General features: G+C 57.7%; 22 protein-coding genes. 4 read left to right on the forward strand and 18 right to left on the reverse strand.

Going from position 1 to position 24682, the window contains the following annotated elements; genetic code table 11:
- Positions 1–83: 83 nt before the first annotated feature.
- From AWB80_RS06345 to AWB80_RS06380, 9 genes are all read right to left on the reverse strand, one after another.
- Complete coding sequence (locus tag AWB80_RS06345) at positions 84–6686, reverse strand: DUF3320 domain-containing protein (RefSeq protein ID WP_061173791.1); 6603 nt, start codon at positions 6684–6686, stop codon at positions 84–86.
- 60 nt (positions 6687–6746) lie between these two features.
- A complete protein-coding gene (locus AWB80_RS06350) occupies positions 6747–7328 on the reverse strand; it encodes a hypothetical protein (RefSeq protein WP_143327966.1) in 582 nt (193 codons plus the stop codon).
- Positions 7329–7634: 306 nt separating this feature from the next.
- Positions 7635–7862 (reverse strand): hypothetical protein, encoded by a 228-nt coding sequence (locus AWB80_RS06355; RefSeq protein ID WP_061173793.1) that lies wholly within the window; start codon positions 7860–7862, stop codon positions 7635–7637.
- A gap of 187 nt (positions 7863–8049) precedes the next feature.
- Positions 8050–8781, reverse strand: coding sequence for a hypothetical protein (locus AWB80_RS06360; protein ID WP_208635610.1), 732 nt, complete (start codon positions 8779–8781; stop codon positions 8050–8052).
- 10 nt (positions 8782–8791) lie between these two features.
- Positions 8792–9094, reverse strand: a complete 303-nt coding sequence (locus AWB80_RS06365) for a cyclic-phosphate processing receiver domain-containing protein (protein ID WP_061173794.1) — start codon at positions 9092–9094, stop codon at positions 8792–8794.
- Positions 9095–9782: 688 nt separating this feature from the next.
- Positions 9783–9908, reverse strand: a complete 126-nt coding sequence (locus tag AWB80_RS45270; RefSeq protein WP_279628638.1) for a hypothetical protein — start codon at positions 9906–9908, stop codon at positions 9783–9785.
- 193 nt (positions 9909–10101) lie between these two features.
- Positions 10102–10386 carry a hypothetical protein gene (locus tag AWB80_RS06370; RefSeq protein ID WP_143327967.1) on the reverse strand — a complete coding sequence of 95 codons (285 nt, stop codon included), beginning with the start codon at positions 10384–10386 and terminating at the stop codon, positions 10102–10104.
- 261 nt (positions 10387–10647) lie between these two features.
- Positions 10648–10818, reverse strand: a complete 171-nt coding sequence (locus AWB80_RS45530; protein ID WP_208635611.1) for a PepSY domain-containing protein — start codon at positions 10816–10818, stop codon at positions 10648–10650.
- A gap of 695 nt (positions 10819–11513) precedes the next feature.
- A complete protein-coding gene (locus tag AWB80_RS06380; protein WP_143327968.1) occupies positions 11514–13091 on the reverse strand; it encodes a helix-turn-helix domain-containing protein in 1578 nt (525 codons plus the stop codon).
- 936 nt (positions 13092–14027) lie between these two features.
- Between AWB80_RS06380 and AWB80_RS06385 the strand changes: the two genes are divergently transcribed.
- Positions 14028–14447: an HU family DNA-binding protein gene (locus tag AWB80_RS06385; RefSeq protein WP_061173797.1), complete on the forward strand. Its 420-nt coding sequence runs from the start codon at positions 14028–14030 to the stop codon at positions 14445–14447.
- Positions 14448–14568: 121 nt separating this feature from the next.
- The gene (locus AWB80_RS06390) at positions 14569–15072 is read left to right on the forward strand and encodes a hypothetical protein (protein WP_061173798.1); all 504 of its coding nucleotides are present in this window, start codon (positions 14569–14571) and stop codon (positions 15070–15072) included.
- 292 nt (positions 15073–15364) lie between these two features.
- On the opposite strand, the gene AWB80_RS06395 is transcribed toward AWB80_RS06390, so the two are convergent.
- From AWB80_RS06395 to AWB80_RS06430, 9 genes are all read right to left on the reverse strand, one after another.
- Positions 15365–15565, reverse strand: a complete 201-nt coding sequence (locus tag AWB80_RS06395) for a hypothetical protein (RefSeq protein WP_061173799.1) — start codon at positions 15563–15565, stop codon at positions 15365–15367.
- A 507-nt stretch (positions 15566–16072) separates the two neighbouring features.
- On the reverse strand, positions 16073–16981 hold the full coding sequence (locus AWB80_RS06400; RefSeq protein WP_061173800.1) for a LysR family transcriptional regulator: 909 nt from the start codon (positions 16979–16981) through the stop codon (positions 16073–16075).
- A 98-nt stretch (positions 16982–17079) separates the two neighbouring features.
- A complete protein-coding gene (gene iolG, locus AWB80_RS06405; protein WP_061173801.1) occupies positions 17080–18072 on the reverse strand; it encodes an inositol 2-dehydrogenase in 993 nt (330 codons plus the stop codon).
- A 65-nt stretch (positions 18073–18137) separates the two neighbouring features.
- Positions 18138–18434, reverse strand: coding sequence for a hypothetical protein (locus AWB80_RS43090; protein ID WP_029672601.1), 297 nt, complete (start codon positions 18432–18434; stop codon positions 18138–18140).
- Between the two features lie 53 nt (positions 18435–18487).
- Positions 18488–19291, reverse strand: coding sequence for an SDR family NAD(P)-dependent oxidoreductase (locus tag AWB80_RS06410; protein ID WP_061173802.1), 804 nt, complete (start codon positions 19289–19291; stop codon positions 18488–18490).
- 145 nt (positions 19292–19436) lie between these two features.
- Positions 19437–19721 carry a YciI family protein gene (locus AWB80_RS06415; protein WP_061173803.1) on the reverse strand — a complete coding sequence of 95 codons (285 nt, stop codon included), beginning with the start codon at positions 19719–19721 and terminating at the stop codon, positions 19437–19439.
- Between the two features lie 26 nt (positions 19722–19747).
- Positions 19748–20824 carry a maleylacetate reductase gene (locus AWB80_RS06420; RefSeq protein ID WP_061173804.1) on the reverse strand — a complete coding sequence of 359 codons (1077 nt, stop codon included), beginning with the start codon at positions 20822–20824 and terminating at the stop codon, positions 19748–19750.
- Entirely contained in the window at positions 20811–21161 is a 351-nt protein-coding gene (locus AWB80_RS06425; RefSeq protein WP_087131052.1) for a Dabb family protein, read from the reverse strand. Before AWB80_RS06425 ends, AWB80_RS06420 begins: the two co-directional genes overlap by 14 nt.
- The gene (locus AWB80_RS06430; protein WP_061173805.1) at positions 21158–22039 is read right to left on the reverse strand and encodes an intradiol ring-cleavage dioxygenase; all 882 of its coding nucleotides are present in this window, start codon (positions 22037–22039) and stop codon (positions 21158–21160) included. The genes AWB80_RS06425 and AWB80_RS06430 overlap by 4 nt, the downstream gene beginning before the upstream one ends.
- A 289-nt stretch (positions 22040–22328) precedes the next feature.
- Between AWB80_RS06430 and AWB80_RS06435 the strand changes: the two genes are divergently transcribed.
- Together AWB80_RS06435 and AWB80_RS06440 are read left to right on the forward strand one after the other, a co-directional pair.
- Positions 22329–23252: a LysR family transcriptional regulator gene (locus AWB80_RS06435; RefSeq protein WP_061173806.1), complete on the forward strand. Its 924-nt coding sequence runs from the start codon at positions 22329–22331 to the stop codon at positions 23250–23252.
- A 340-nt stretch (positions 23253–23592) separates the two neighbouring features.
- Positions 23593–24663, forward strand: coding sequence for a zinc-binding dehydrogenase (locus AWB80_RS06440; protein ID WP_061173807.1), 1071 nt, complete (start codon positions 23593–23595; stop codon positions 24661–24663).
- Positions 24664–24682 lie beyond the last annotated feature (19 nt).

The raw sequence follows: 24682 nt of genomic DNA on the forward strand, positions 1-24682 counted from the left end.
TCTTTTTCTCTCTTCGTAGTGGACCCGGGCCGCGCATGTCTTCACTGCTCTGCGCGGCCTCGATTTCTACAGCAATGTATTTCTTACGCTTCGGCGGCTACCCAAGCTTGCTCCAGTCGTTCGCGGCTTGCAGCGCGAACGCGTTGCAATCCGATTTCACGACTCATGGCACTCACGCCAGCCTCCATGTCGTAACCGAGGCGCTTCCACTTGGTCGCAAGCGCTGTCAACTCGACAAGAGAGATTTCATCCACTGAACGGGCCAAACCCTCGGTGGGACGTCGGAACTGCATGAGTCGGGCGCCTTCCTTTTTTGGCCACACGAACAATCCAACCGCTTCATGTTCGGTCTCGAAATGAACCTTCGCGAGGTCTATGACTCGGTCGACAATGCGGGCACCCGTACGAACCCAGCCATGCGCTCGAGCGATACGACGAGCAAGCACCTCGTCACGGACGGGCCCCTCAGTCTCCACGACGGTCACAATCATTTCGAGCAAACGCGCGTCATAGCTGCGATTGAAGAACAGTTCCGGCTCTGCCACGTGGGCTGTCAATGAGAGGTCAACCTCGACGAAAACTTCGTGCGGCTCCTCGCGTTGAGGCGCCATGGAAATGCCTCTCCCGTAAAGCGTCGCCGTCGGCGCTTTCACAACAGCTTCCGTCGTGAATACAGTATCGTCTCCGAGCTTCTCAGGGTCTTCGCGGCCGCTTGCATCGTCCTCTGCGCCGGACTTTGCCGCAGCTATCACTTCCTCGGCAAGCGCAGCCGCGTCCGACTCATCCATCGCGCGCTCTTCACGCTGCAATGCAAGAAAGCCTCGCAATTGTGCATCGACCTTCTCGAGCGTGCCCGGCATATCAATCCACCAATCGGTCGACCAGATGCGCACGATTTCCCAACCTAGCCCTCGCAAGACTTGCTCGCGCAATTTATCGCGGTCACGCGCCGTCGCGGACCGGTGATAGGTTGCTCCGTCGCACTCGACCCCGGCGAGATAGCGCCCTGGCGCATCCGGGTCAACCACGCCCAAGTCAATGCGGAAAGCTGAAACGCCGACCTGCGGGTGGACCGTCCATCCACGTTCCGCAAGTGCCACACAGACGGCTTTCTCAAAAGGACTGTCGAAGTCGCCAATGCTTCCAGCGACCGCCTCTCCCAGAGCTCTCGCCCCACGCTCGGCGAACTCAAGGAAGTGCTTGAGGTCTCGAACACCAAGCGCCTGCGTTCGCGACAAGTCCATTTTCTCCGGCCTGAAGCTACCAAAGACCCGCAACTCTTGACGGGCGCGAGTGATGGCGACGTTCAGACGCCGCTCACCACCCTGCTGGTTCATTGGGCCGAAGTTCATCGGCATCGTGCCATCTAGGCCCGGACCGTAGGTAATGGAGAAGTACATGATGTCGCGCTCATCACCCTGCACGCTCTCGAGGTTCTTCACAAATACAGGCTCGAAGGCCGTATCGGCAAAGTGCTGCTCGATGGACGGGTCCTTGCGACGCTCCGCGTCCAACAGGTCCTCAATGAGTCGCTGCTGCTCGGCGTTGAAGGTCACGACCCCGACGGTTTGTCCGCTTTCCGCGAATCCTGGCGACTTGAGACGACTGACAAGGTCTGCAACGAGCGCCTTGGCCTCAGGCTTGTTCGTACGCGAGGCCCCACGCTCGTACTGGCCACCCGAGGCCAGATGGAAGCTTACCGCTCGGTCATCCGTGACGGGACTCGGGAACGTCACCAGGTCCCCGCCGTAATAACGGTAGTTAGAAAACGCGATGAGGCTTTCATGACGGCTGCGATAGTGCCACGACAATTTCATCGTCGGCAGGTTCGCACCGATACACTCTTCCAGGATGCTCTCTAGTTCGGTTTCGACGTCCGTGTCGTCAACATCAGATTCCGCGCGGTCGAAGAAGCTTGTCGGCGGAAGCTGCTTCGGGTCGCCGACCATGATGACTTGGCGGCCGCGCGCCATGGCACCAATAGCGTCCCATACGGGAATCTGCGACGCCTCGTCGAAGACCACCACATCGAAATCGGACGTTTCTGCGGGCAGATACTGTGCAATCGACAACGGGCTCATCAGCAAGCAGGGCGTGAGGCGCAGGATGGCGCTCGAGGCCTTCGTCATCAATTCACGAAGTGGCAGGTGGCGAGTTTTCTTCTGCATCTCATAGCGCAGAAGCCCCCACTCCGACCCGTGCGACACCTTGGCCGGCGAAGGCAGTCCCGCCGAAAGCTGTGCCCTAACCCAGGCTTGCGTCAGCGCGATGAACTGCTCGTCCAGTTCGCGGAAATCGTGAATGCGCTTTTCATGCTCCGCGGAGACGAAAGTACGCAGGACGTCGTCGGCATCAACGACGGCATTCAGCCACCAGCGACAGAAGTCCGTCTCGAAGACTTCCTTGACACGGCCTCGCGCGATGACGCCCTGCTCCACGCCCGCAACCACCGGCGCCAATCCAAGCGAAAGTGCCTGCTGACGTACCTTACGCCAAGCACACCAAGCGTTCAGACGGTTCGAGTTTTTCGATACGTTTCGGGCGCGTTCAGCCATTTCTGCAGGCAGGAGCGCCGCGAGGCTCGTATGCTCCGATACAGCAAGACCGCTCGCCGATGCGAACTTCGTGACTGCCTCGTCGAGGGACCTAAGTCCTTCGGCATAGACTCGACCACTTCCAGCAATGATGCCGGACGGGGCAAGCAGCTCATTGCTGTCACCCAGCAACAGACCGACCGGTCCCTTTACGGCCGACAGGACCTCAGGCGTTCCGGCGAGATTCGCGAGAGCTACGGCCAACGACTCGAAGAATTTCAGCGCTGGCTCGACGCCTTCGGTTTTTGTTTGCAGACCGTTCCACAGACCTGACGTCTTGGTCGACAGGTCGGAATACTCTTGAAGGCGTGCATGAAGTGTCACCAACTCGCGCATCTTCTTGATGTCAGCGGCGGCAATAGCTCCGGCACGTCCGGATTCAATTGCCGAGAAGCCGTCGTCAAGCCAATGGCTTTCAGCGCGCGCGGCCGCCAACGCACCCTGGAAGGTTGTGTAGGCCTTCGCTACGCCGACGTCGGTCTGAAACCCGCTCCAAATTCCGTCTGTCTCTGTTTCGAGCGGCGCGAGGCGGTTGACGACCTGCTCAACTTGGCGCAGTTCACGCAGGCGATGAAGGTCATCACGAGCCGCATCACCGCACTGGCCCCGGCTGACCGGGTCTAGACCGACATCCTCCCACGCGTTGCGGGCGTGAACCTGAACCATTGCTGCCTGGAAAGCGAGGAGTGCTCGAACGACATCGAGGTCCGTCTTCGGTCCCGCCCACGCATTAGACGTCGGCAACGACAGGTCATCGAGCGCCTTGATTTGCTCGTTGAGTGTTTCGATTTTGGCCAAGCGCTCGATATCGCCGTCGATGTCGGGCTCGCTACCGCCTGTTGCAAGTTCCTTAAGTTTTTTGACGAGCGAGCGCTTGCGCATCATGCTCATCGGCCAACCCGAATCCTTCAGCTCGCGAAGGTCCGACTGCAACTCAGCGACGGTTTTCGTCGGAATGCTTTCGTTATACTGCAGAGAGAGTTGACCCACGGTGTCGAGGCGATTGCGCAGCAGCTCGATACCATTAGTCAAACGGTTTCGCAGCGTCTCATTCCACGGCTGGGACAACTCAGCCCGTAGTTCCGCGTCGCGCTTCACCTGAGTGATGCCAAGTCGCAGGTCTTCGAGCGTCTGGTTCCCTTTCGGCGTCGACAGGCCTACGAGCAGCTCGCGATAACGCTCGAGCATCGGTACTGCCTGCCGGAGCGCGTCAGCGATGGATTTAGCGTCGGGACGCAGTGCGAAGCGCCAGTCGTAACCAGAAGCCAACGGGAGCGTGGCCGCGAGCATGCGAAGGCCTTCACGCACTCGCGCGTCAAGCGGAAGCGACGGAAGTCCGATGGCGGCTCGCAGGTCATCCGCGGCTTTCTCAAACCTGGCAACAACCTCGGGTACGGCCTGAGCTGCATCCAGCAATGCGGATTGCCACAGCGGGGACCATTCCGTCTGAGCGACGTGTGCGAGCGGAGTCAAATTGAGCTGCCCCTCGCCAAATGCCTTCGCGTTGACATCGAGCAATTCTGCCGTCTCTCGAAGCGTGCGCATGCCCTCGAGGTCATGTGCCTTCGAGGATGGCCACGACAGGCGCAGCGCAGGCAGGTCATGGCCGCCGACCACTCGTCCAATCGCCTCATACACGCTCAGGCCGTTTTCATGACGATAGTGAAGGCGTTCCACATAGCCGTTCAGTTGCGAACGAATGGCTTCCAGTCGCTCCGCCTCCGCATGCCACCGTTCGGGAGCGAGCGCGGAAGTCGCGTCCCAGGACGTACGGAGTTGCTCGAGCACCTCGGTCTTACGCGCCTTGCTTGAATGGAGTTCGAGACAGAAGTTTCCAAGCCCGACATCGGCGAGCCGTCGATAGACGACGTCGAGCGCAGCCATCTTCTCGGAAACGAACAGCACTCGCTTCTTCTCGGCGAGGAACTGCGCGATAAGGTTGGAGATGGTCTGGCTCTTGCCTGTTCCCGGCGGTCCAATTAGAACAAAGTCCTTGCCCTTGCTGCCCGCAACGACGGCAGATAACTGAGATGAGTCTGCGGGAAGCGGACAGAAGGTTTCCTTGACAGGAAGCTCCCTATCCAACCGCCGCAGGTCCGGAAATTCGACACTCGTGTGGTATGAATCCCGCGGCGTATCGATGAGATGTCGAACGACCGCATTCTGCTTGAGCTGCTCGGTTCGCTCAGTAAGGTCCCGCCACATCAGGTATTTCGCGAACGAGAATGACGCGAGAACGACGTCCTCTACGACCTCCCAACCCTTGATGTCTTTGATGGCATTCGAGACTGTCTTCCAGATGCCGGCCACGTCGAGCCCAGAATCATCTTTCGGCAACTCGGTGTCACGGATGCCGAGTTCCAACTCGAAATCCTGGCGCAACATCTCGATGAGGGTCGGATTGAACCGTGGCTCATCGTCGTGCAGCTTGAGACTGAAGCCGGAACGGGCGCTGCGTCGCTCAAGGCTGACAGGCACCAAGATGAGAGGCGCGCGATACTTTTTGTCGTCTTTGTCGTCCCGCGTCCACGAGAGAAAACCCAAGGCGAGATAGAGCGTATTCGAGCCGCCCTCTTGGAGCGTCGTCCGAGAACTGCGGAATAGCTCAAGTAAGCGGTCGTCCATCTCCTCCTGCGCGAGACCGATGAAGACTTCCTTTCGCTTGAGCGCATCTAGCGCATGCCGACGACGAATGTGCTCGCGCTCGCGAGCTTCATGAATCGCTTGGCTTCGGGGGTCAGCACCGTCCATCAAGTCCGGACGAGTCAGAAGCTTGAGCGCTTGACCCTCCGCGAGAATGTCCTCTAGGAGGCCCGGTTCCGGAGCATCGAGCTTTACCGACTTCTTGCCAGCCTTGAAACTGAGCAGGTTGTTCCGCAGGGACAAGTCAAGCAGCTTGCGCTGCCAGCGGGTCAGTCTGTCTTCCGGGCGCTCGAGGTCGCCGTCAACGTCGGTGCCTCCGAAAGTCGTAGGAAGGTCGGGAGCGTCCTCCCAGATGGGCGCGCGATTATCGCTGGAGCCTTCATCTGAGCTGCCGCGCACGACTGCGTGTTCGCTCGCCAGCGGCTTGATGCGCTGAAGTCGCGCGCGATGGATGTCCACCGCCAGTTCGAATTTAACTTCCGACTCTTCCGAGATGTGTTCCTCGCCCTTCTCTGCAGCGAAACTGAACTTCGGAAGAGGTCGCTGCGTCAACATCGTTGACTCAAACAGGACCATCTCCTTCAGCTTCACGCGCTTTCTGAGCGCGGTGATGTCGTCGACGACTGTTGTGGAGAATTCCTCGGGTTTCAGCCAGACGCCAGGGAATGCGTGTCCTTCCTGGAACACGACGAGCGGATTGAGGCCAGCTTGCTCAAGCGCAGCACAAGCGAAAAGCGCCAGGTCGAGACAGGTGCCAAGCTTCGATTCAGCAATATGACCAGGACCGCGCACCTTCTGGCCGTTGTGCTCAAAGCTCGCAGGCGGAACCGCGTAGTCGATGCCCATGGCACCAATGGCGTTCCAGATGGCCGACGCTAATTCCCACGCGCGTTTTGGTCCGTCCTGATAGCCATTGATGGCGCCGGACTTCCCTGCGCTTCGCAGGACTTCCGCCGCTTGCTTGAGAACTCGCTCGATGGCAGGCTCGTTCGGTTGAACGAACGCGGCCACCATATCGGGCAGCGACGACAGACCGCTCCATTGGTTTCGAGGAAGTAAGTCAACAATCGCCTCGGCCAAGGCCAAATCTGCCGGCTCGTCGTTGCCGTGGACGAGGCGAAACGTGACGACAGCTTTCTCGGACTCCGTCAGTCGTCCAAGTAACGCCCCGTCGAGCCCAAGGTCGATGTCCGAGAGCCGAACCGTCTGGCTAGACGCCAGTTGGTCGATATGCCACGTCTTCGGCTTCAAAAACGGGGGCTCAGAGCCGACCGTCAGTCGCAGCGACTTGTAGTCGCTCCTCGTGTCGTTGACAAGCGACAGCTCACGAATAACCGGAACGGCATTCTGGAAGTCGGCGAGGTTGACCTTGGTGGCAAGCGTCGTCTTGATTTCGACGCAGCACGGCTCATCCGGCTGAACAGCCGGCTCAATTGTTACTGTATCCATCTGGCCCCGTTTCCCGCTCTCTTGATTACTTATATTTTCCTTGTGACAGCAGGAGGGATATTAGCCAAACAGCAACGGAAAATCACGGCTTTTTGGGCGTTTGAAGAAGCGGACAGTCGCAACGCCATCGTTCCGTGCATACGAAGGTCGGCTGAGTCGAGATTCCAAGGACGTTCGACTGCGAAACTCCAACGACACGCACTCAATTACCAGAGAAGAAGCGCGACGCTCACTCAGAGTAAAAACGCCGGATATCACCGGGTACGTCCACGTCGGGTCGGAGTCAAACCAGCCGCACTTCCGCAGGGCGACCCTGTGGCGGTCGTTCACCCAGACATCGCCCGCGTCGCGCAATATCATTCTGAAGTCGCGCGCGTCTGTCTTGTTCGCAAACAATTGGGCGAGCGCCTTGTCGCCATCGAGACGTCTAGCTTCGGCCGCTGCCGCGAGACTATCGAGCACCCACGTCAGAACCGGCGCGGCAGGCTTCGCTGAAAGTGCGAACACGTTGATAGGCGTCAACGTCTTCTTTTTGTAGTCCCAGCCGCCAAATTCGATGAGCGCGCTCGCTTGTCGCTCGCCCTCGTCTGTTTCGAAAATCAGAGTGCTGACTTGCGTGATGTATGAGTCTATGCCTGGCATTACGTGCATCGCTGTGCATGGTGCTGTTGAGGACCACCCGGTACGGCTGGGCGCCTGCACTACGGCACGACTGCACGATTCTGTATGGCGGACCGGGTCTCTAAGCCCGTATTGGTAAGATTGCAAGACTATCTTGCAATCACTCGCATCTGCGTGCGCCGTCGAATGGAAGTCTCGCGGACTCAGGCTCGAAAAGCGAAGCAGTGTTCGAAGACAGGCGGAGCAGTGTTCCGGGTGTCGCGCACGTGGCGAAGGATGCACCGTCGGCTGCTTCGGTACTATCGAGGCGCGCCGCGCAAGGTCGCGTTAATGAAACGATTTTTTAGCAAGAAGCCCGTCAAGCGCGTCGCGAGCAACTTGCAGTTCCTTGATTGCTGCGGTCAGGCGTGCCAATGGCACGGTCGGCGTCGCCGCATCGCTCGAAGCATTGAAGCGCTCTTCGAGCGACTTGGAAGCAGACTGCACCTCCCGTGCCGCGTTAGCAACGCGTTCGATGGCAGCCGCCTCCTCGGCCTTGCTCTCAGTTTGTCCCATGTTTTGTGCTGCCGCAATTCCCAAACGTCCTTCTTGCTCGCTCGCCTTGTCGAGTGCTCGTCAGTGACCATTTTACGCCCGACTCGGATACGTCAAATGACCGGCGGTCGCCATTAGTGACAAACCGTTCAAACGGGAATCTTGGCACGGGCAGCGCGATGGGCAGCGGTCTCGTTGCGCATCCGCCCTACGCGGCCGCCGTCAGCGTAAAAGTCATCGGCGGTGCCTCTGGGAGCGGCTGAGTCTCGGCGAAATCCCAATGTAGTCCTTCTCGAACTACGGGCGCCCACTTCCGCCATGCGAAGAAACTGCTCGGATGGCGAACAAACAAGAGTTTTATCGGCTTTCCGCCCTTCGTATCGACAAAGGCGGAGCGCGCACAGAATCGGCCGACCTTGGTCGGATGTCGTTCGACACTGTAGCGCAGTTTCTCCGCACTGGCGGCCGCTCGAAGGGAGTTGATTGACTCCACTCCAAAGACCAAGCATTGCTCCACGCCCATCACGTCAAACAAGTCCAACGCCGCGGTCCATCCAGCTTGATACTGCTTCTCCGTCGGTCGACGCTTTACCGTCTCCATTACATCAAGCACGAGATTGTGGTACATCACGGATGACCAGAGCGCTTGCTTCTGAGCATCGCTCGGGTTGCGCCGTTGGAATATTGCACGCTCGATGTTCCGGACGTAGCGTGAGTCCCTGTCGAATTTTAGTGCATGGTTCTTATGGGTCACACGGAGACCGGACGTTAGCCCATAACGCTTGTCGAAGGCTTCCCCCTCGGCCCATCGGTATACGCTTTCACCGAGAATCATCGTCTTGGTGGCGGACCGTGAGAAGTCTCTGCCGACCCAAGGCCACCACTTGAGTGGCTCACGGGCTTCGAACAGGTGGTCGAACGATAAATCAAGGTGGTCCATACAGATTTGATTATTTGTTTTGTTTGAGTACAAGGCGTTCGATGGCGAGTATGCCGGATTCCATTTTCGCGCGCGCCGAACTGTTCGCAGAGTGTACGTATATTTTGGGCGGCCGGAAGCCCCGAAGCGCGACGGCCTCTTCAATCCACAAAACGACGTCGTAGCCGGTGCCGCGCTCGTCATCGCCCAAGTCGTGGTCAAGGCTCAGTTCTTCGACATTCCCAGTCTCGAGCAGCCTGATTGCCTCTTGCGGCCAATACACGCGCGTCCAACCCTCCGGCGTGACGCGCTCGTCGTCCAGGAAGACCTTCACACTGCAACCCCCAATTCTGACTCATCGAATGCGTTCAATGCGCGCCGAGGTTCAGCGCAGCTACGGCAATACACGGCAAGCTCGCGCTCGTCGACGACTCGCGCGGAGACGAGCCAAGGCTGCGACTCGTCTTTAAAATTGCGTCATGCTGACAGAAACGTGTGGCGACGTTCGGTCGACCGGCCTAAGACAAAGCGAACAGGGCACAGTCATGTCGGCAGTCGGATACGGCCAAGTCAGTGTGGGACTGATAGCTGCTTCCGCGTAGTCGCTACAGTCGGAGCTGCAGGAATCTGTCATCAATTCGTCGTCGGACACCATGACGACTCTCCCGGAACGGCGTGTCCGTCAGCGTCTGGCTGCGCTTCGACAGGCTGAAGTATCCTTTATGCAGCTCGTGGTCACAGACGCCGCAATACCTACCTTCGTGAGAAGTTGCCATCGTTCATCTCCTTGATGCCGCGACGCTTAGCGCTAGCTCGATTGAATGAGCGACAGTCTATTTACCGACTGAGACACGACGCGTCTCAATCTGTCCCGACAGTCAAATTGAGGGAAGCGTTGTTCCGGACACGCGCACGCACCACGCAGCCCCGCCCACGGCTCCTCATGCCCACCGGTTCACTCGGCGTGCACCTGCTTCTTTATAAAAAAGCTCGCGAAAGCGGGGTTTATCGACCGACGATGGTCAGGAGCAGTAGCCGCCCTTGTGATGCGAACCGGTGCCACCGTGAGGATGCTCGCCCTTAGGACAAGCGTGTGCGACATTGGCGATGCACAGCAAAGCGACGATGACAGCAGCGATTTTTTTCATGGAGTCTCTCGATTGTCGTTCGTTGGCACATGTGTGCCGACGGCCACACTGTGACAATCGAGTTAACGGCGATGGAATGATTCGCTGAAGTGCACTGCCATCCCCGGCATTGCCACCAGCACGTCAGCTTCAGCCGCCCGACGCCTCTGTTCGGTCCTCGCGCTTTGCCGACTCATTCTTCTGCGAAGGACGATTATTCATCAGCATCGTGTTCGTCATCGTCGGATTCAACGAACTCCAAGGAGTTCTCGACTATCTGGATGCGGATTTCCTCTTCGTCATCTTCGGTATCAATCTGGCTCGGCGGCGTTGCGACGACAGTGAAATCAAAGCCCAGCGCGCTTGCGTACGCAACGTATTCGCCGTCGTCGGCATCGCGTAGCATATCATCGTCGAGCATCGCCCGGCGTTCTAGCTGAAAGTCTTTTCCCATGAGGACGAGTTCTTCTTCCTCACCAGTCGCGGTCTCGACGACCAAGAATTTAACCGCTCCAGATGGCTCGAGCATGGTTACTGCCAGTGTTTGAGGTCTCGGACCATGATGATACGTTGGAGTTTCCGGCGCTATTCGCACGCCATTCTTATAGGTCGCCCGAGTCGAAAAAGTGGGCGGAAGCCTAGACGATGTATAGCGCGCCAGTTTTGGGAGAGTTCGCTTAAAGCGGACGGCGGGCACGCATGGAGGGCGGAACAGGGAAAGCCCGTCGCCCCCGTTTTTTGCAGCGGGCTATTCAGTTCATCAGTGCTTCGGCTCACTTTTTGTAACGACCCCTGAGTGTGGGTCGACATGCAGCTCGTAGATTCGGCCGCCTTTAGTCGCTTCGCCTTCCCAGTGTCCGTCGTCCGCTTTCAAATACGCGTTGGCATACCCCTGCTCCGAGAGCTTCTGTATGGCCTGCTCCTTCGACATTCAATCGGAGCCCGGCGTGTCGGCGGAAGCTGCCGATGCGCCAACCAGCGCGACTGCAGCAACAAATGCAATTAGTATCCTTGCGGTCATAACGCCTCCTGCGTCGAAAACTCATCGTTGCGCAAGATTCGGTCCTCACGCAGGTCGCGAGTTGATACGGCGCTCGGCCGGCCTTACTGTCGCGGCTGCCGGTATTCCGGTTGTTCCCGGCGCACGTTTTGGTCACTCGAACGGAGGCAGGCATGCAGACCTCTTGGTCGCGCGAGAAGTACGCGCTAAACGTGCCCGTGCGAGCGCGACAAGAAGCACGAACTGAAACCTCTGCGGTTCACGACTTACCAGACGCGCAAGATTCAAACGGACAGGGATTAGGGGGGTCACAATCGCCGAATTCGGATGGCATCGTCGCTGGATGAACTTGAGCCAGATGCAAATCGCAGGAAATGTGCGCCCGCCCCCGCGGGCGGTCCGGCTCGATTCGCTATGATTCAATTAGGGATTCTGGCATCACTACCTGCTTGTCCTCTGCGCGGCGAAATGAGCCTTCGACTGATGGCGGCACGTTGTAGACTTCGACGACGCGTCTTATCTCTTCAAGTGCAAACGGAATGTTAATCAAAATGAACGCGCCGTGACTATCAATGATGGAGTACCGTGGCGACCGTCGCAGGCATCCGCGCCAGACCTTTGGCTGGTCAGCCTGACTTCGCGCGTAAGCACAACACGCATTCATAGCGGCGGCCTTCCGGCGACCGGTCTTCGCTCGAGCGACGAAAAGATATCCTTCGAGACAGCAACAGCAAGAGACCGGCTTCCCCTGCCTCTGCGATGAGGTCAAAAACTGCGTCCCTAATTGTCTCGGAAGGTGAGTCATTCAATCCAAGCTTCGATTCAAATATGAGTCTTCGGGCAAGGTCCCTCGCTCTTGTCAGAAGCGCTGCTGCCAGCGGATGGACACCAAAGCTGGAAGCGATTTCGAAGGACGTTGCCTCCGTTGCAACCCTTTCAAATGCTTCTAGCGTCGTTGCCAACACCCATTGCTGTCGATTCTCGACATCATCAAGAATCTGAACAGGCTCCACATTGAGTACGTCGGCAAGTTTCAAGACCGTGTCAGGCGATACTCGAAGTAGACTTCCGGTTTCAGAAATTAAATCCTCAGAAATGTCTGCCGCACGGACCAGCTGCAGGCCATTAAGATTCTGCTCTTTCATCGCTTGGTAAACTGCTCTTTTATCAATAACTGCGCACCACCTGTCGTCAAACTCGAAATTAGTTCTGTCTGCGACCTCTAGAGCACGCCGAATCCAATCAATCGGCCTGTCAATCGACTCGGCAAAGTCACAGTATCGTTCCCAGATATCCTCGCCAATCTGGTCAGGTGATTCCTCCTCGACCTCGCGCGGTTCGGCCCGTGTCGACCGACCATCAATCCAGCAAATATCGATGCGGAACGCTTCAGCTTTCGACCGGACAATCCAGCGTCCTTTTGTCCGTTCTGAACATTCGCACCTAAACCACACAAATATCTGAAATAGAGTCGCCTCTTGAATCCGAGCGAACGCGAATCCTGTTTCGAGCTCCGTTATATAGAACCTCGCTACGTAGGACGGTTTGAGACATGGGGGCACCGCCGCATCGTTGAAAATCAACGTTGGTCGCGCGTAGCTCAGCTTCTGCAGGAGTTGCTGTGAAGCGAAGCGAAGGTCCTCCTGGTCCATTTCGCATGGAACCGGGTCGCCATTCTCACCTTTCAGAAAGCGCCGAAGTACGAACTCCACGTTGTCTGAGCGGTAGGGAGAGATATCGATATTCAGCCCGGACGGGTATCTAGTTACTTGACACAGCGCGGTTTCCGATGTACTTGGCATCGAATGGATTACTTCGTCGACGAGGACTGTTATGGCCTCGGAAAACGTTGTGAACGTCTGTCTTTCAACCTCCGCTTCCCACACGGACATAACCAACATGTAACGCGGCTCTGCCTTGGTTTCGTTCACGCTGAGGTGAGCAAGCGATGCTAGGTTGTCGCCGAAGACTCGCTCTACGACTCGCAGCGCACCGTCAGCCGTCAACTGAACGCCCAGCTTTCGTAACTCGCTATTAAGTCGACTTGCTATCGCCACGGCGTGGTTATCATGCTCAACGATAGTCGCCGCCCAGACCCGCGCTGCCTGCGTCAGAGAAATTTGTCTCCCTTCAGCAATAAGATATGCGCGAAGAGTTTCACCAGGGGAAGGCATAGGACCACGTGGGCTATCCGAAGCACTCATGGCATGACTCCGAAAATTATGTACAAGTCCGGAAGGACGGCGCACTTCCGCTCGGCTGGCTTCTGAACTGTCGACCTAGCAGTTCCAAGATGCCTGACGATACCCAATCTACCACCATGTCGAATGGACGCGGGAACGAGTTAGGACGGGGGGCCCGAAGGCTGCCCACCTATATCGGACCACGCAAGCGCGTTGCTGACAAGCGCCCTGTACACAAGGACGCTGGAAGTCTCGCTTGTTCCCGAAACCGGATGATGTGCAATGCAATCTCGGTTGACGTGTGCATCCGCATTGACCTTTTAACAGGCTGTTGAAATGCCGTTGATGTAGCGCAGGTGTCCGAGCGCGTCGTCATATTTTCTCGTGACACCAGTCGTCGGCCGGCGGCTAGATTTATTCTCGTTGACGCAAGCACCGACGTCTAAGTTGTCTCATGTAAGCTGTCTTTGGCGCCAGCTACGCCTGACCGCACGCAGTACTCGTGGAAATTGTCGAGCTACATTCGAAGCGTCTTCGAATTTCGTCATGTTGAATCATGACGCAGTACGCTCAGTCGACGTTTCGCAGGCAAAGTGGGCAAAGCACAGTGTTCGCAATGTAGCTTCGTCCCCAACGAGCGCATCATGATGCAGCTCGATGCGCGCTCGAAATGCTCGAAACGAATTGGCCAGAAGACTACCCTGACGACGCCGTCGAGTGGCTTGACTTCGAAGGACAAAGTCCGTCAAGCGTTTGAGCCGGCATCTGAGCGACTTTGCGTCGTAAATTCAACGAAATCCCACAAAAGACCCTTGTTTCAGGGGGCATTCTTGTTGCTAATCGCACGAGCCGTTGCTACGCTAGCCGACAGCTTACGACGACGCATGTACCGGGCGCGCGACGCCGCGGGGTGCTTCGTCTTAAGCGTCTTTAAAACTTACGACGAAGAGGACTCGCATGGCAACGAAGACCGCAAAACCTGCAGCCAAGCCGACTGCCAACAAGACTGCAGCAAAAAAGGCAGCAGCCCCGGCGAAGAAGGCTGCGGCGGGCGCTACGCTCAAGCCGGTGAAAGACACGTTCACAAAAGCGTCGCTCGTCACTCATGTGGCTGCGCAAGCCGGTGTCGAGCCAAAGCAAGCGAAGGCTGTGCTCGCAGCGCTTGAGGACACGATTCTGGGTGCCGTGAACAAAAAGGGTTTGGGCGAGTTTACGCTGTCCGGCCTGCTCAAAATCAACGCTCAGAAAGTGGAAGCCAAGAAGCGTCGCTTCGGCAAGGACCCGTTCACAGGTCAGGAGCGCTGGTTTGATGCCAAGCCGGCCACGGTAAAGTTGAAGGTTCGTGCGCTGAAGAAGTTGAAAGACGCCGCTGCCTAACGCTCATTCGTCTTGTTGACTAGAAGCCCGCTCCGTGCGGGCTTCTTCGCATTGGCTTGGTTACATTATGTCGGCACGCGACGAGCGACGCAGACAGTGAGGCATGTACAGGCGGAATCGAATGGATATTTTCTATTATTGGCAGAAGCTGGAACAGAACCTAAGGGATGGGCAGGTCGGCTACTTTGGTTCCAATAACACAAAGATTCTCGAACTCAAGGACCGGCTACCCAAACGGGTATGGGTGTTCAAAACTCCCAAGGGCATGAAGGGCTCGGTTCAACTGCTTGGCGCATTGCTAGTCAGTGATGAGCCCAAGGTTGCCGTGAACAGCGAGTATTCCCATCTGCTTTACTACGACCCGTTCTCGCCGCAGTCGACGATGTTTACCGATTCGGACACGCAAGAGCGAATCGAGGGCGTAACCCGCCTCCTTCAACATCGACTCCTCCATGCATTCAAATCGAACTTCCAAGGTGATGCTGGCTTGCAGGCCTTGGAATCAAATGTCGTCCGTGAGCTGGAAGCATTGACGGCAGACTGGGCAAAGGTTCAGATGCTCGAGCGCGTGAAAGACGGCGACAAGGTTCAGCCTATCAACCCTTTCGCGCGTTCTGCACGGTAACATGTCGCACTTTGCAAGAGCTTTGAAAAATGCCCGCCGCGGACGACGGGCCAAGAGAGGGCACGTCCCTCACTAGGGGCGCATGGTCAATATAGAGGTATCTCGGTGCACGACTCAAGCGACAAATTGAAATGGAGCTTTTCGAAGTCGAGCCGATAGTGGGCGCAGGTCAAACGCAGACCGTCGCCGTTGCATTTGTCATCGCGCTTTGCACGGTCGAGGTGCTCGCGTCCGATTAAGCGCCGGTCCGCTCGGCCGGAGTTTCCGACCGTTCTGCTGACCTCGCAACGCCCTACCCGCCGCGCTTTTTAAACAGCATCTCGTGCATCCACCCGTCATTCGTCGCAACAAGCACTGCCTTATCCGCGGCGGTCGGAGCAAGGGCGGTCACTAAGTTCGGGAACTGCGCTTGAAGAGACGAACCCTTCGTCCACGCCGGCACGCCGTCTACTTCGTAGGTGTAGTTCACCTGCGATATTTTTGCACCAAACATATCTGCGGGCTCTGTGAAGTTTTCGACTTCCCTGACCTTATATTTGCCGCCGCAGAAACCGTCCCAGTTGCCTAAAGCCTAATCGTTGCCGCTCCGACCGATTCCTTACGGCCGGTGAGCCCCTTTTTCGCCGTGACCGATGTCCGACAGCACGAGAGAAAAGTTGGCGGCTGTCTATGCAAAGGCGAAGGCTGCAGTCTCAGACCAGACAGCGCCGCTTGTGAAGGGCCTAGAGTTTGAACACGTCGTCATCACGCATGATGCCCGTACCTCTCGGCAAAACTGATACGTGGCGCTGACGCACGCGAGTCGTTCCGTGAAAGTGCTATCGCCGAAGGCGCGCTTCACCATCTGAGTTGTCAAAGAGACTTCTTCTTGGGTTACGGATAAGGCGTTGTAATCGGAAAGAAGCTCTTTTCTCTTCTGTAGCGTAAGAGATTTAAATGTGACCGGTTCCTGGCGGAGATGGCATCCCCTGCATTTGCGTACCCGAAGAGTAATGGGCCGTTAGTCCAATCGGCCCTGTTCGCCCAGTTCCACGAGCGTGTCGACCACATGACGTACCTTGGGCCGCAAATGCGCCACCTTCGGCCAAACGGCATGCACGTCAATGAGTTCGCTTGAGATGTCGTCAAGCACTGAGCGCAGCGCCCCTGTTTCCAAGTGCGGCCGGAGCAGCGACATCGGCATCTGGCAGAGCCCCATGCCAGCAAGTGCCGCCTCTATGATAGAGTCGCCATCGCTTATTTGATGGGTTCCTGGGGGCGAGATACGCTTTGCCTCCCCACCGATGTGTACTCGCCATGAAAGGGGTTGCCCTCGTCGATACCCGACGATGCAAGAGTGCTTATCGATGTCCTCAAGCTGGACTGGCGTCCCATGCTGTGCGAGATAGTCGGGCGATGCCGCAATGACCATGCGTTGGCTGGAAAGTCGACGTGCGACGAGGCCGCTTGAACTTTGGAGTTCGCCGAAACGGACAACAAGGTCGACGCCTTCCTCAATCGGGTCGATGAGGTGGTCCGAAAACGTCATCGTGAACTGCAGGTCGGGATTCTTCCGCGCGATGTCGAGCAGGATTGGAACGAGTATGCGGCGCCCGAATGCTGCCGGCATGTCGATGCGTAGCCGACCGACAGGACGATGAAGTTCCGGTCCGAGCGCGGTTTCTGCCGTTGAAATTTCGTCGAGCGCGGAGGCGCACGCGGCGAAGTAGGCCTCACCATCGGCAGTGAGGGAAATGCTCCGGGTTGTGCGATGGAACAGCTGAGCGCCCAGGCGCTCCTCCAGCTTCGCTATCGCTTTTCCTACAGCGGATTTTGTCAGCCCAAGTTGCTCGGCAGCGTCCGTGAAACTGCGCGAACGTGCCGCCGTGACGAAGATAACAATCCCACTGAAACTGTCGACCTGCGCCATGACCAGCCCTATTGAAGAGTTTTATTCCTCGTATAAGGCAGCAAGCCGGTCATTGTCAACCCGGTGCGGCCGAAAGGCCAAGTGAAGCGGCCGGATTGTCAGATTTTAACTGCGCAACCGGAATTGGCTGCCTCGATAGCCGCGTTCGCAATGCGCAGTGCGCGGATACCGTCCCTGGGCGTTGCCGGCATTGGTGCGTTCTGCTCGAGCGCCGTCAGGAAACGGTCGAGCTCGACTCTGTATGAGTCAGCGTGTCGCTCGAGGAAAAAGTTGAGGAGCGGCTCGCGCGCCTCCGTCCTTTCGCTCGTCCAGCGACGCAGGCTCGATGGGCGATGATTCTCGTTCAGTAGCATGCCCTTCGAACCGAAGACTTCAACACGCTGGTCGAAGCCGTACACAGCCTGACGCGAACCGTTGATATGGCACTGCTTGCCCGACGCCGTACGAAGCAACACCATCACGCTGTCGTAATCCGGAAGCTCTTCAAGGCCCGGGTCGACCAGACGGTTACCCATTGCCATCACCTCGACTGGGTCCTCGCCGAGCATCCAGCGAGCCGTATCGAAATCGTGGATGGTCATGTCGCGGAAGATGCCGCCGGAGTGGCGAAGATATTCGCGCGGAGCAAGACCCGGGTCGCGGCTGGTGATGATGACCTGACGGACATCACCGACTTCGCCTTCATCGATAGCCTGCTTCAGGCGCATTGCGTCCGGGTCAAATCGACGGTTGAAGGCGAGCATGACCCGACCATCGAGGCGCTCAATTTCCTCGACAGCCGCCAGTGCGCGGTTGATATCGAGGTCGATGGGCTTTTCGCAAAGCACGGGCTTGCCCAGCCGGACGGCCTGCAATGTCAGGTCGATATGGGTGTCGGTGGGGGTCCCCACAATGACGGCATCGACGTCCTCGCGGTCAACGACGGACTTGCAATCGAGCGAAGCATCGCAACCGAGGTCAGCCGCAAGCGCCTCGACACCATCCTTGTACGGGTCTGCAACGACGACAAGCTTCGCTCGACGGTCGGCAGCAACGTTAGCGGCGTGGATTTTTCCGATGCGGCCTGCACCGAGAACGGCAATTCGTAGCATTTGAGTCTCCAATTATTCGTCGACGCATCAACGTGCTCCGACTGTTCAAACTTGCTTTAAGAAGCCTAGGACGTCCGTCGTCGACTTGTATTTGCCCGTGTCTTCACCGGTGCCGGTGCTCCCAACCAATTCTCGTGTGGGTCAGAACCAGCGCCGTCAGCGAGTTGTCTGCTTAGACGAAGGATGTCGTCGAGGCCGAAGTCCTGGACATCGGGAAGCCGGTCGCCGCGCGCCGCGGCCACCGCTGTTGCAATGCGCAACGCGTTGGAGCGCTCACGCATCAACAATTCCAGCGCTTCAACGAGAAACGCTCGCTCTTTGGGCGACACATTAGAAGCAAGAAAGCGGTCATGGGCCGACATACGCTTGTCCTCTGGGCAGTTCGTACGAGAAGGCCGTTCGCTATCCGGCCCGTTCAAATAAGGCTGCGGATACTGCCGCCGTCGACGCCCCACACTGCAGAAGTGACGAAAGACGCGAGGTCGGAGGCCATGAACACAATCACGTTGGCCACTTCATCAGGCTGCCCCAGACGATTGAGCGGCAAGTGGCGCAAGGACAGTTCATGCTCGACCGCATCCTTGGGCGCCATGCCGTGGAACTTGCCCATGGTGTCAGCGAAGCCGCCTTCCTTCGTCCAGAACGGCGTCCAGACCGGTCCGGGTGCGACGGCGTTCACGCGAATCTTCGGCGCCTCGGCTCGGGCAAGGCCTTTCGTGAGTGCGAGCACGGCAGCCTTGGACGCCGAGTAGTCAATCGGCACCGGCTCCGGCTGACGAGCCAAGTCCGACGCGTTGTTGATGATGACCGCCTTTTCACGGTTTCGCAGCACTGGCAGCAGGTAGCGACACGTCCGCACGTAGCTCATGAAGTTGAGATTCATCGTGAAATCCCATTCTTCATCCGAGAGTTCGTCGAATGTGCGGACCTTCCCGGCGCCGACATTGTTGACGAGCACGTCGACCTGACCGTTGTAGGACTTCAGAGCGGTATCGATACCGCCTTTCACTCCCTCTGCGGTCGACAAATCCGCCTGTGCAATCGTCACGTTCGTGCCGAGCGCTCGGAGTTCGGCCTCGGCTTCTTTCAGTGCATTGCCGTCGATGTCGATAAGGCAAATCCGTGCGCCTTCTCGCGCAAACCCGAGTGCCGTAGCTCGGCCGATGCCCTGTGCAGCCCCCGTGATGAGCACAATCTTCCCGTCAAGTCCTGTCTGCATGATGTCTCCGTTCTGATGTTATGTGTCGGTGCGAACGCTGGAAGTTGAGAGCGTCGCTATCCGGTTTAGCCCTTCTTCGAGGACGAACGCTCCCCGCTCCTGGCCTTCGGCGAGGAGCACTTTTAGCAGCAATGAAGCAACGGTCTTAGCGGTTGTCTACCCGCTTGATGAACGGCCTGATGTCGACCGAAGCCCAGATTCCTGCTTTATTGAATGGGTCGGTATCGACAAACTTCTGGATTTCTTCGATGCCATCGGCCTCATAGAGGAAGAAGCTGCCAATCATCGTTTGTCCATCCGACTGCGTCAGCGGGCCGGAAATCAGCGTCTTTACCGGCGCCGTCTGCAGATACGCCTTGTGAGCATCGTAGTTTTCAAGGCGACGCTCGACCATGTTCGGATGGTCGAGGCAATAGACGGTGAAATGCATGTTGTCTCCTTGCTTCGGTTCTTGGGTCAGGCCGATTCCGCACGCGGTGCGACGCCGTCAAACGCATTCTGCAAAAGCTCGAGAAGCGCGTCGTGCTCAATCGGACGCGGATTCCAATACGGGTTTGAGCTGGCGATGTCTGCGGCCTTCGATACGTCCTCAGCCGACATGCCGACGTTTTTGAGCGCGAGCGGTGCGCCGCAGCGTTTGGCGAGTTCGTAGATACCCGTCGCGGCGTCATCCGAGCCCAGCGCGCGCGCAATGCGTTTCATTGCCTCAGGCGCAGCTTGCCGGTTGTACGCGAGCGCGTGCGGCAGGACGATGGTGTGCGTCGGCGCATGAGGCAGATTGAAGCTGCCGCCGAGCGTATGACACAACTTGTGATGAAGTGCCATGCCTACGCTGCCCAATACTGTTCCGCAGAGCCAAGCACCATATTGCGCGTCGGCGCGAGCCTCAACGTCTTGCGAGTCGGCGACGATTGCCGGCAGCGCGCGGGCAAGAGCGGCGATTCCTTCTTCTGCCATCAGGCTGGTCACGGGGTTGGCATCGCGGGAATACAAAGCTTCCGCCGCATGTGCGATTGCGTTGATTCCACTCGTGACCGACAGGGCGACCGGGAGCGACATCGTCAGGTCGGCATCGTAAATCACGGTCTTCGGTAGAACCCTCAGGTCTGTACCGGTTTTCTTCAATCCTCCGTCGGTGATGCCATAGATGGGCGTCATCTCGCTGCCGGCGTAGGTCGTCGGCACCGCAAGAATTGGCAGGTCGGACTCCAACGCGATTGCCTTGCCAAGCCCAATGGTCGAGCCGCCACCAACTGCGATTGCGCAATCTGCCTTCAGTTCGCGCGCCAGCGCGCGAGCTTCCTTTGCCAACTCGAGCGGCACGTGCATGACCGCCCGGTCGAATACTCCAGCGGCCCGTGCACCTAGACGAGCCGCCACGGCTTCGCCAGTTTCTTTTTGTTCCGGGCTACACAAAATGAGCGCCCGCTCTGATTTCAGCTCCAGCACCTCACGTTCAAGGTGCTGCAAGCTGCCCGGTCCGAACACGACTCGACCGGCCCGTGCTTGATAAACAAACTCACGCTTTTGCATGAAGAAACTCCGCTGTACTCTCGCCGCTCAGGCCTGCGCCTGCTTGGTAATCAACTTGGAATCGCGCGGTACGCAAATCGCCGAGTTCATTGCGCACGCGCAGATGCTCGGGATGAGACGCATATGCTTCTAACGCTTCTTGGGAATCGAACTCGGTGACGAGAACAGCATCGCAGGCGTAATCGACTCGGCTATGGTCAAGGCCGACTTCGAGGTGAAGCATTCCTGGGATGCGACCGCGCAAACCTTCAAATTTGGTTTTGACCAGATTTGACGCGGCGAGCCGTTCCGCCTGCGTGTCACCAGCAACACGCCACATGACGATGTGCCGAATCATGCATGCACCTCCGAAGGGTTGAGCACGAAGTCATAATCGAGCGAGTACCACGGAACATCAATCTGCCGCCCGTCGGGGGCCAGGCCAGGCTCATGACGCTTCCACTCTGATATCAGCGACGAGCGCACTCCGAACACGACGTCCGAATCGAGATACTGGTCACCGTCCCGGAACACGTGAGTGATGAGCGTCTCGTAGCCGGGCGCTTCAATCATGAAATGCAGATGCGCAGGGCGCCAAGGATGGCGGCCGACCGCCGACAGCATGCGGCCGACAGGCCCGTCATGAGGAATGGGATACGCCTCAGCCAGAATCGAACGAAAATTGAAAAATCCTTCCGCGTCCGTTCTCAATCTGCCTCGCGCGCTATGGACGACGTTGCCAGCCTCATCCTGGTTCTGCACGTCATAGAAGCCATCTTCGTCCGATTGCCAAACATCGAGAAGCGCGTTTCCAATGGCTTCACCACTTGCGCCACGCACCTGGCCGCTAACATAACAGGGGGCGCCTTTCGCTCCGTTCGAGATGTCGTCGCCGTTACTGTAGAGCGGAGCGCCCTCGACGAAGAAAGGTCCGAAGACCGTCGCTTCCGTGCAGTTCGCAGGCTTGCGATTGTTTTGGGACATGACGAGCATCGAGAGTCCCAACGTATCGGACAGTAGGATGAACTCCTGCCTCTTGTCATCGGTGATATGACCGACTTCTGTCAGAAATTTGATTGCTTTGAACCACTCGTCCTCGGTGAGCTGGACGTCGCGGGCAAAGGCATGGAGATGTTGAACCAGACTCGTCATGACGGTCCTCAGTCTTCCGCTTTTGCAGTCGGCGAATGAGGCGATAACGGCTTGGGTAATGGTGTCTTCGTTGATGTTGCGCATCGTGCGTGTCTCCGTTGTGCGCTCAGGCGTATGAAGACGAAAGGTAAAGCGTCACCCGCGTAAATAAAATGCTCCCAAGTGAAATGACATTTCCTCTCGCCGGAAGAATAGGCGCGTCGCGTGTCTGACGCTCCTCGTGCCCGCGCTTCACTCCGTGAATTGTAGAAATTGACTCTACAAATTGGCGATTTCGCGTCGGTTTATCTATTCAAGTCCGTGGGGCATATTGGCCCGCAACGGGTGGAAGAATACTGTTCGATTCTTCCGCCGGCACCAGACGAGAGATACGATGGACCGCTGGACGCAATTGCAACTGTTTGTGCTCACCGCCGACCTAGGTAGCTTGTCGAAAGCTGCTGAGCAGCTTGACATGTCTAATGCCGCAGCCAGCAGAACCTTAAGCTCGTTGGAGGAACATCTCGGAGCCCGGTTGATTGAACGCACGACACGGCGCATGTGGCTTACCGATGCGGGCCGCGAATACCATCGTCGATGCACGGCCGTTATATCTGAGCTCGCTGAAGCTGACTCAATCGCGTCCGAAGAGGCCGTCAGCCCAAGAGGCGTTCTGCGAGTCACCAGCTCCGTGTCGTTCGCGATGATGCACATCGCGCCGGCGCTTCCCGAATTCCTCAAGCGATATCCGAATCTGTCGGTGCAAATCGTCGCGGCGAACCAGTATCAAAACTTCATCGAAGCCGGGATAGACATCGCCATTCGCACGAAGGAACACGAAGGAGACTCAGGCATTACCATCCGGCGGCTCGCCGAGACGCGACGGATATTGGCAGCGTCACCCGCCTATCTGGCCGAACACGGTCGCCCTCAGAGCCCCGAGGACCTCGAGCAACACAAGATGCTCGTCTACAACTTGGCCGTCGACCCGTATCTGCTCCATCTGCGTCGCAGAGAGGAAGAACGCAATATAGCCATCACCAGTGCCTTGGATTCAAACGAAGGCCAAGTCATCGTCGCGGCAGGTCGTGCGGGACTTGGCATCGTTGTTCAGCCTCTCTACATCATTCACGACGACATCGTGTCAGGGCGTCTCGTCCCAGTGCTCGAGGATTGGCAGCTACCACGTCTGACCATCAACTTGGCTTATCAGAGCCGGCGTTACCAGCCGGCAAAAATTAGAGTTTTCACTGACTTCCTTATTGAGCGCGTGAAAAGCCTCAATCTCGAGGAACGCTGGATGACCTTTGCAACATGAAGGAGGCACATCGCTTGAGGCTTCGGTGAATTGCCGCCGACTCATGTTCGACGATATTTCCGCCCAGCGAAAATATGATTTCGGCCCCAAGCATGTTTCTCGGCGCAAACCGGCCATACCCTATAAGCACAAAATCCCACTCAGGGAACCGGCGCCAATGATGCCCCAGGAGACACCGATGAATCATTCGCACTTCCTCGCCTCGCAATCGAGCGCTTCCTTTGTACCCGCCGGCTCCTAGTCAGTCGGCGCGGTAGGCACATTCACAACGCTTTCCATGTGCGGTAGACCTTTCGGTCTCTTCCGCCTAGGGCCTTGTTGTCTTCAATTTGAGGAAAAGATGAAAGCCGTTCGTTTCCATGGCAAGCACGACCTTCGTATTGACGACGTAGAAGAACCCGGCGAGCTCGCACGTGACCAAGTGCTTGTCCGTCCGACCTTTTGTGGCATTTGTGGCACGGACCTGCACGAGTACGACCACGGTCCTACTTGGACGTCCGCAGATTCGAACCCCTATAGCGGCGCCGCGCTTCCGCAGATTCTCGGACACGAATTCTCCGGCGAAGTACTGGCGGTCGGAAGCGCCGTAACGAGCGTTTCACCGGGTGACCGTGTGTCCATCCAGCCTCAGATTGGTCCGCGCGAGGATTATTTCGGGCGTCGTAACCTGCCTTTCCTCGGCCCCAACGCCTCCGTCGTCGGTCTGAGTTGGCCCTGGGGTGGGATGGCTGAGAAGGCCATCGTCCAAGAGTCGAACGCAATTGCGTTACCTCCGGATATCACGGACCAGCAAGGTGCGCTGGTCGAACCTGCAGCGGTAGGCGTGCACGCAGTCGACCGTGCGGGTATCAAGGCCGGGGACAGCATCCTGATTACGGGTGCCGGGACGATTGGCGCCATGGTGGCCCTCGCTGCGCGAGCGTCTGGCGTGACGAACATCTTTGTGAGCGAGCCCAATGCAAATCGTCGCGAGCGACTCGAGCGCATGGACATTGGGGTAACTGTTCTCGACCCTTTGTCTACTGATATCGCCGCGCATATTCGCAGCGTGACTCTCGAAGGCGTCGGTGTGGATGCGGCCATCGAATGCTCGGGCAATGGCCGAGCGTTCGATACCTGCATCGATTCGGTCCGTGCGCAAGGCGTCGTTGTCCAAGTCGGCCTGATGTCAGGAAGGGTTGAAGCCGACCCGTTCCGCTGGACGGTTAAGGACCTGACCATCAGGGGCTCGCTGAACTATCCACTCACCATCTGGCCGCGCATCTTCTCAATGATGCGCAGCGGACTATTCCCCGTCGAAAAGGTCGTCGATGCAGAAGTCGGCATGTACGACGTGAAGGAGCAAGGATTCGACGCGCTGCTGGCTCCTGGCAGCGCGAAGCTGAAGATTCTGGTCAGCGTGAATACATGACGGACGCGCAAGCGTCTAC

Source organism: Caballeronia pedi (assembly GCF_001544915.2).
Lineage (GTDB): Bacteria > Pseudomonadota > Gammaproteobacteria > Burkholderiales > Burkholderiaceae > Caballeronia > Caballeronia pedi.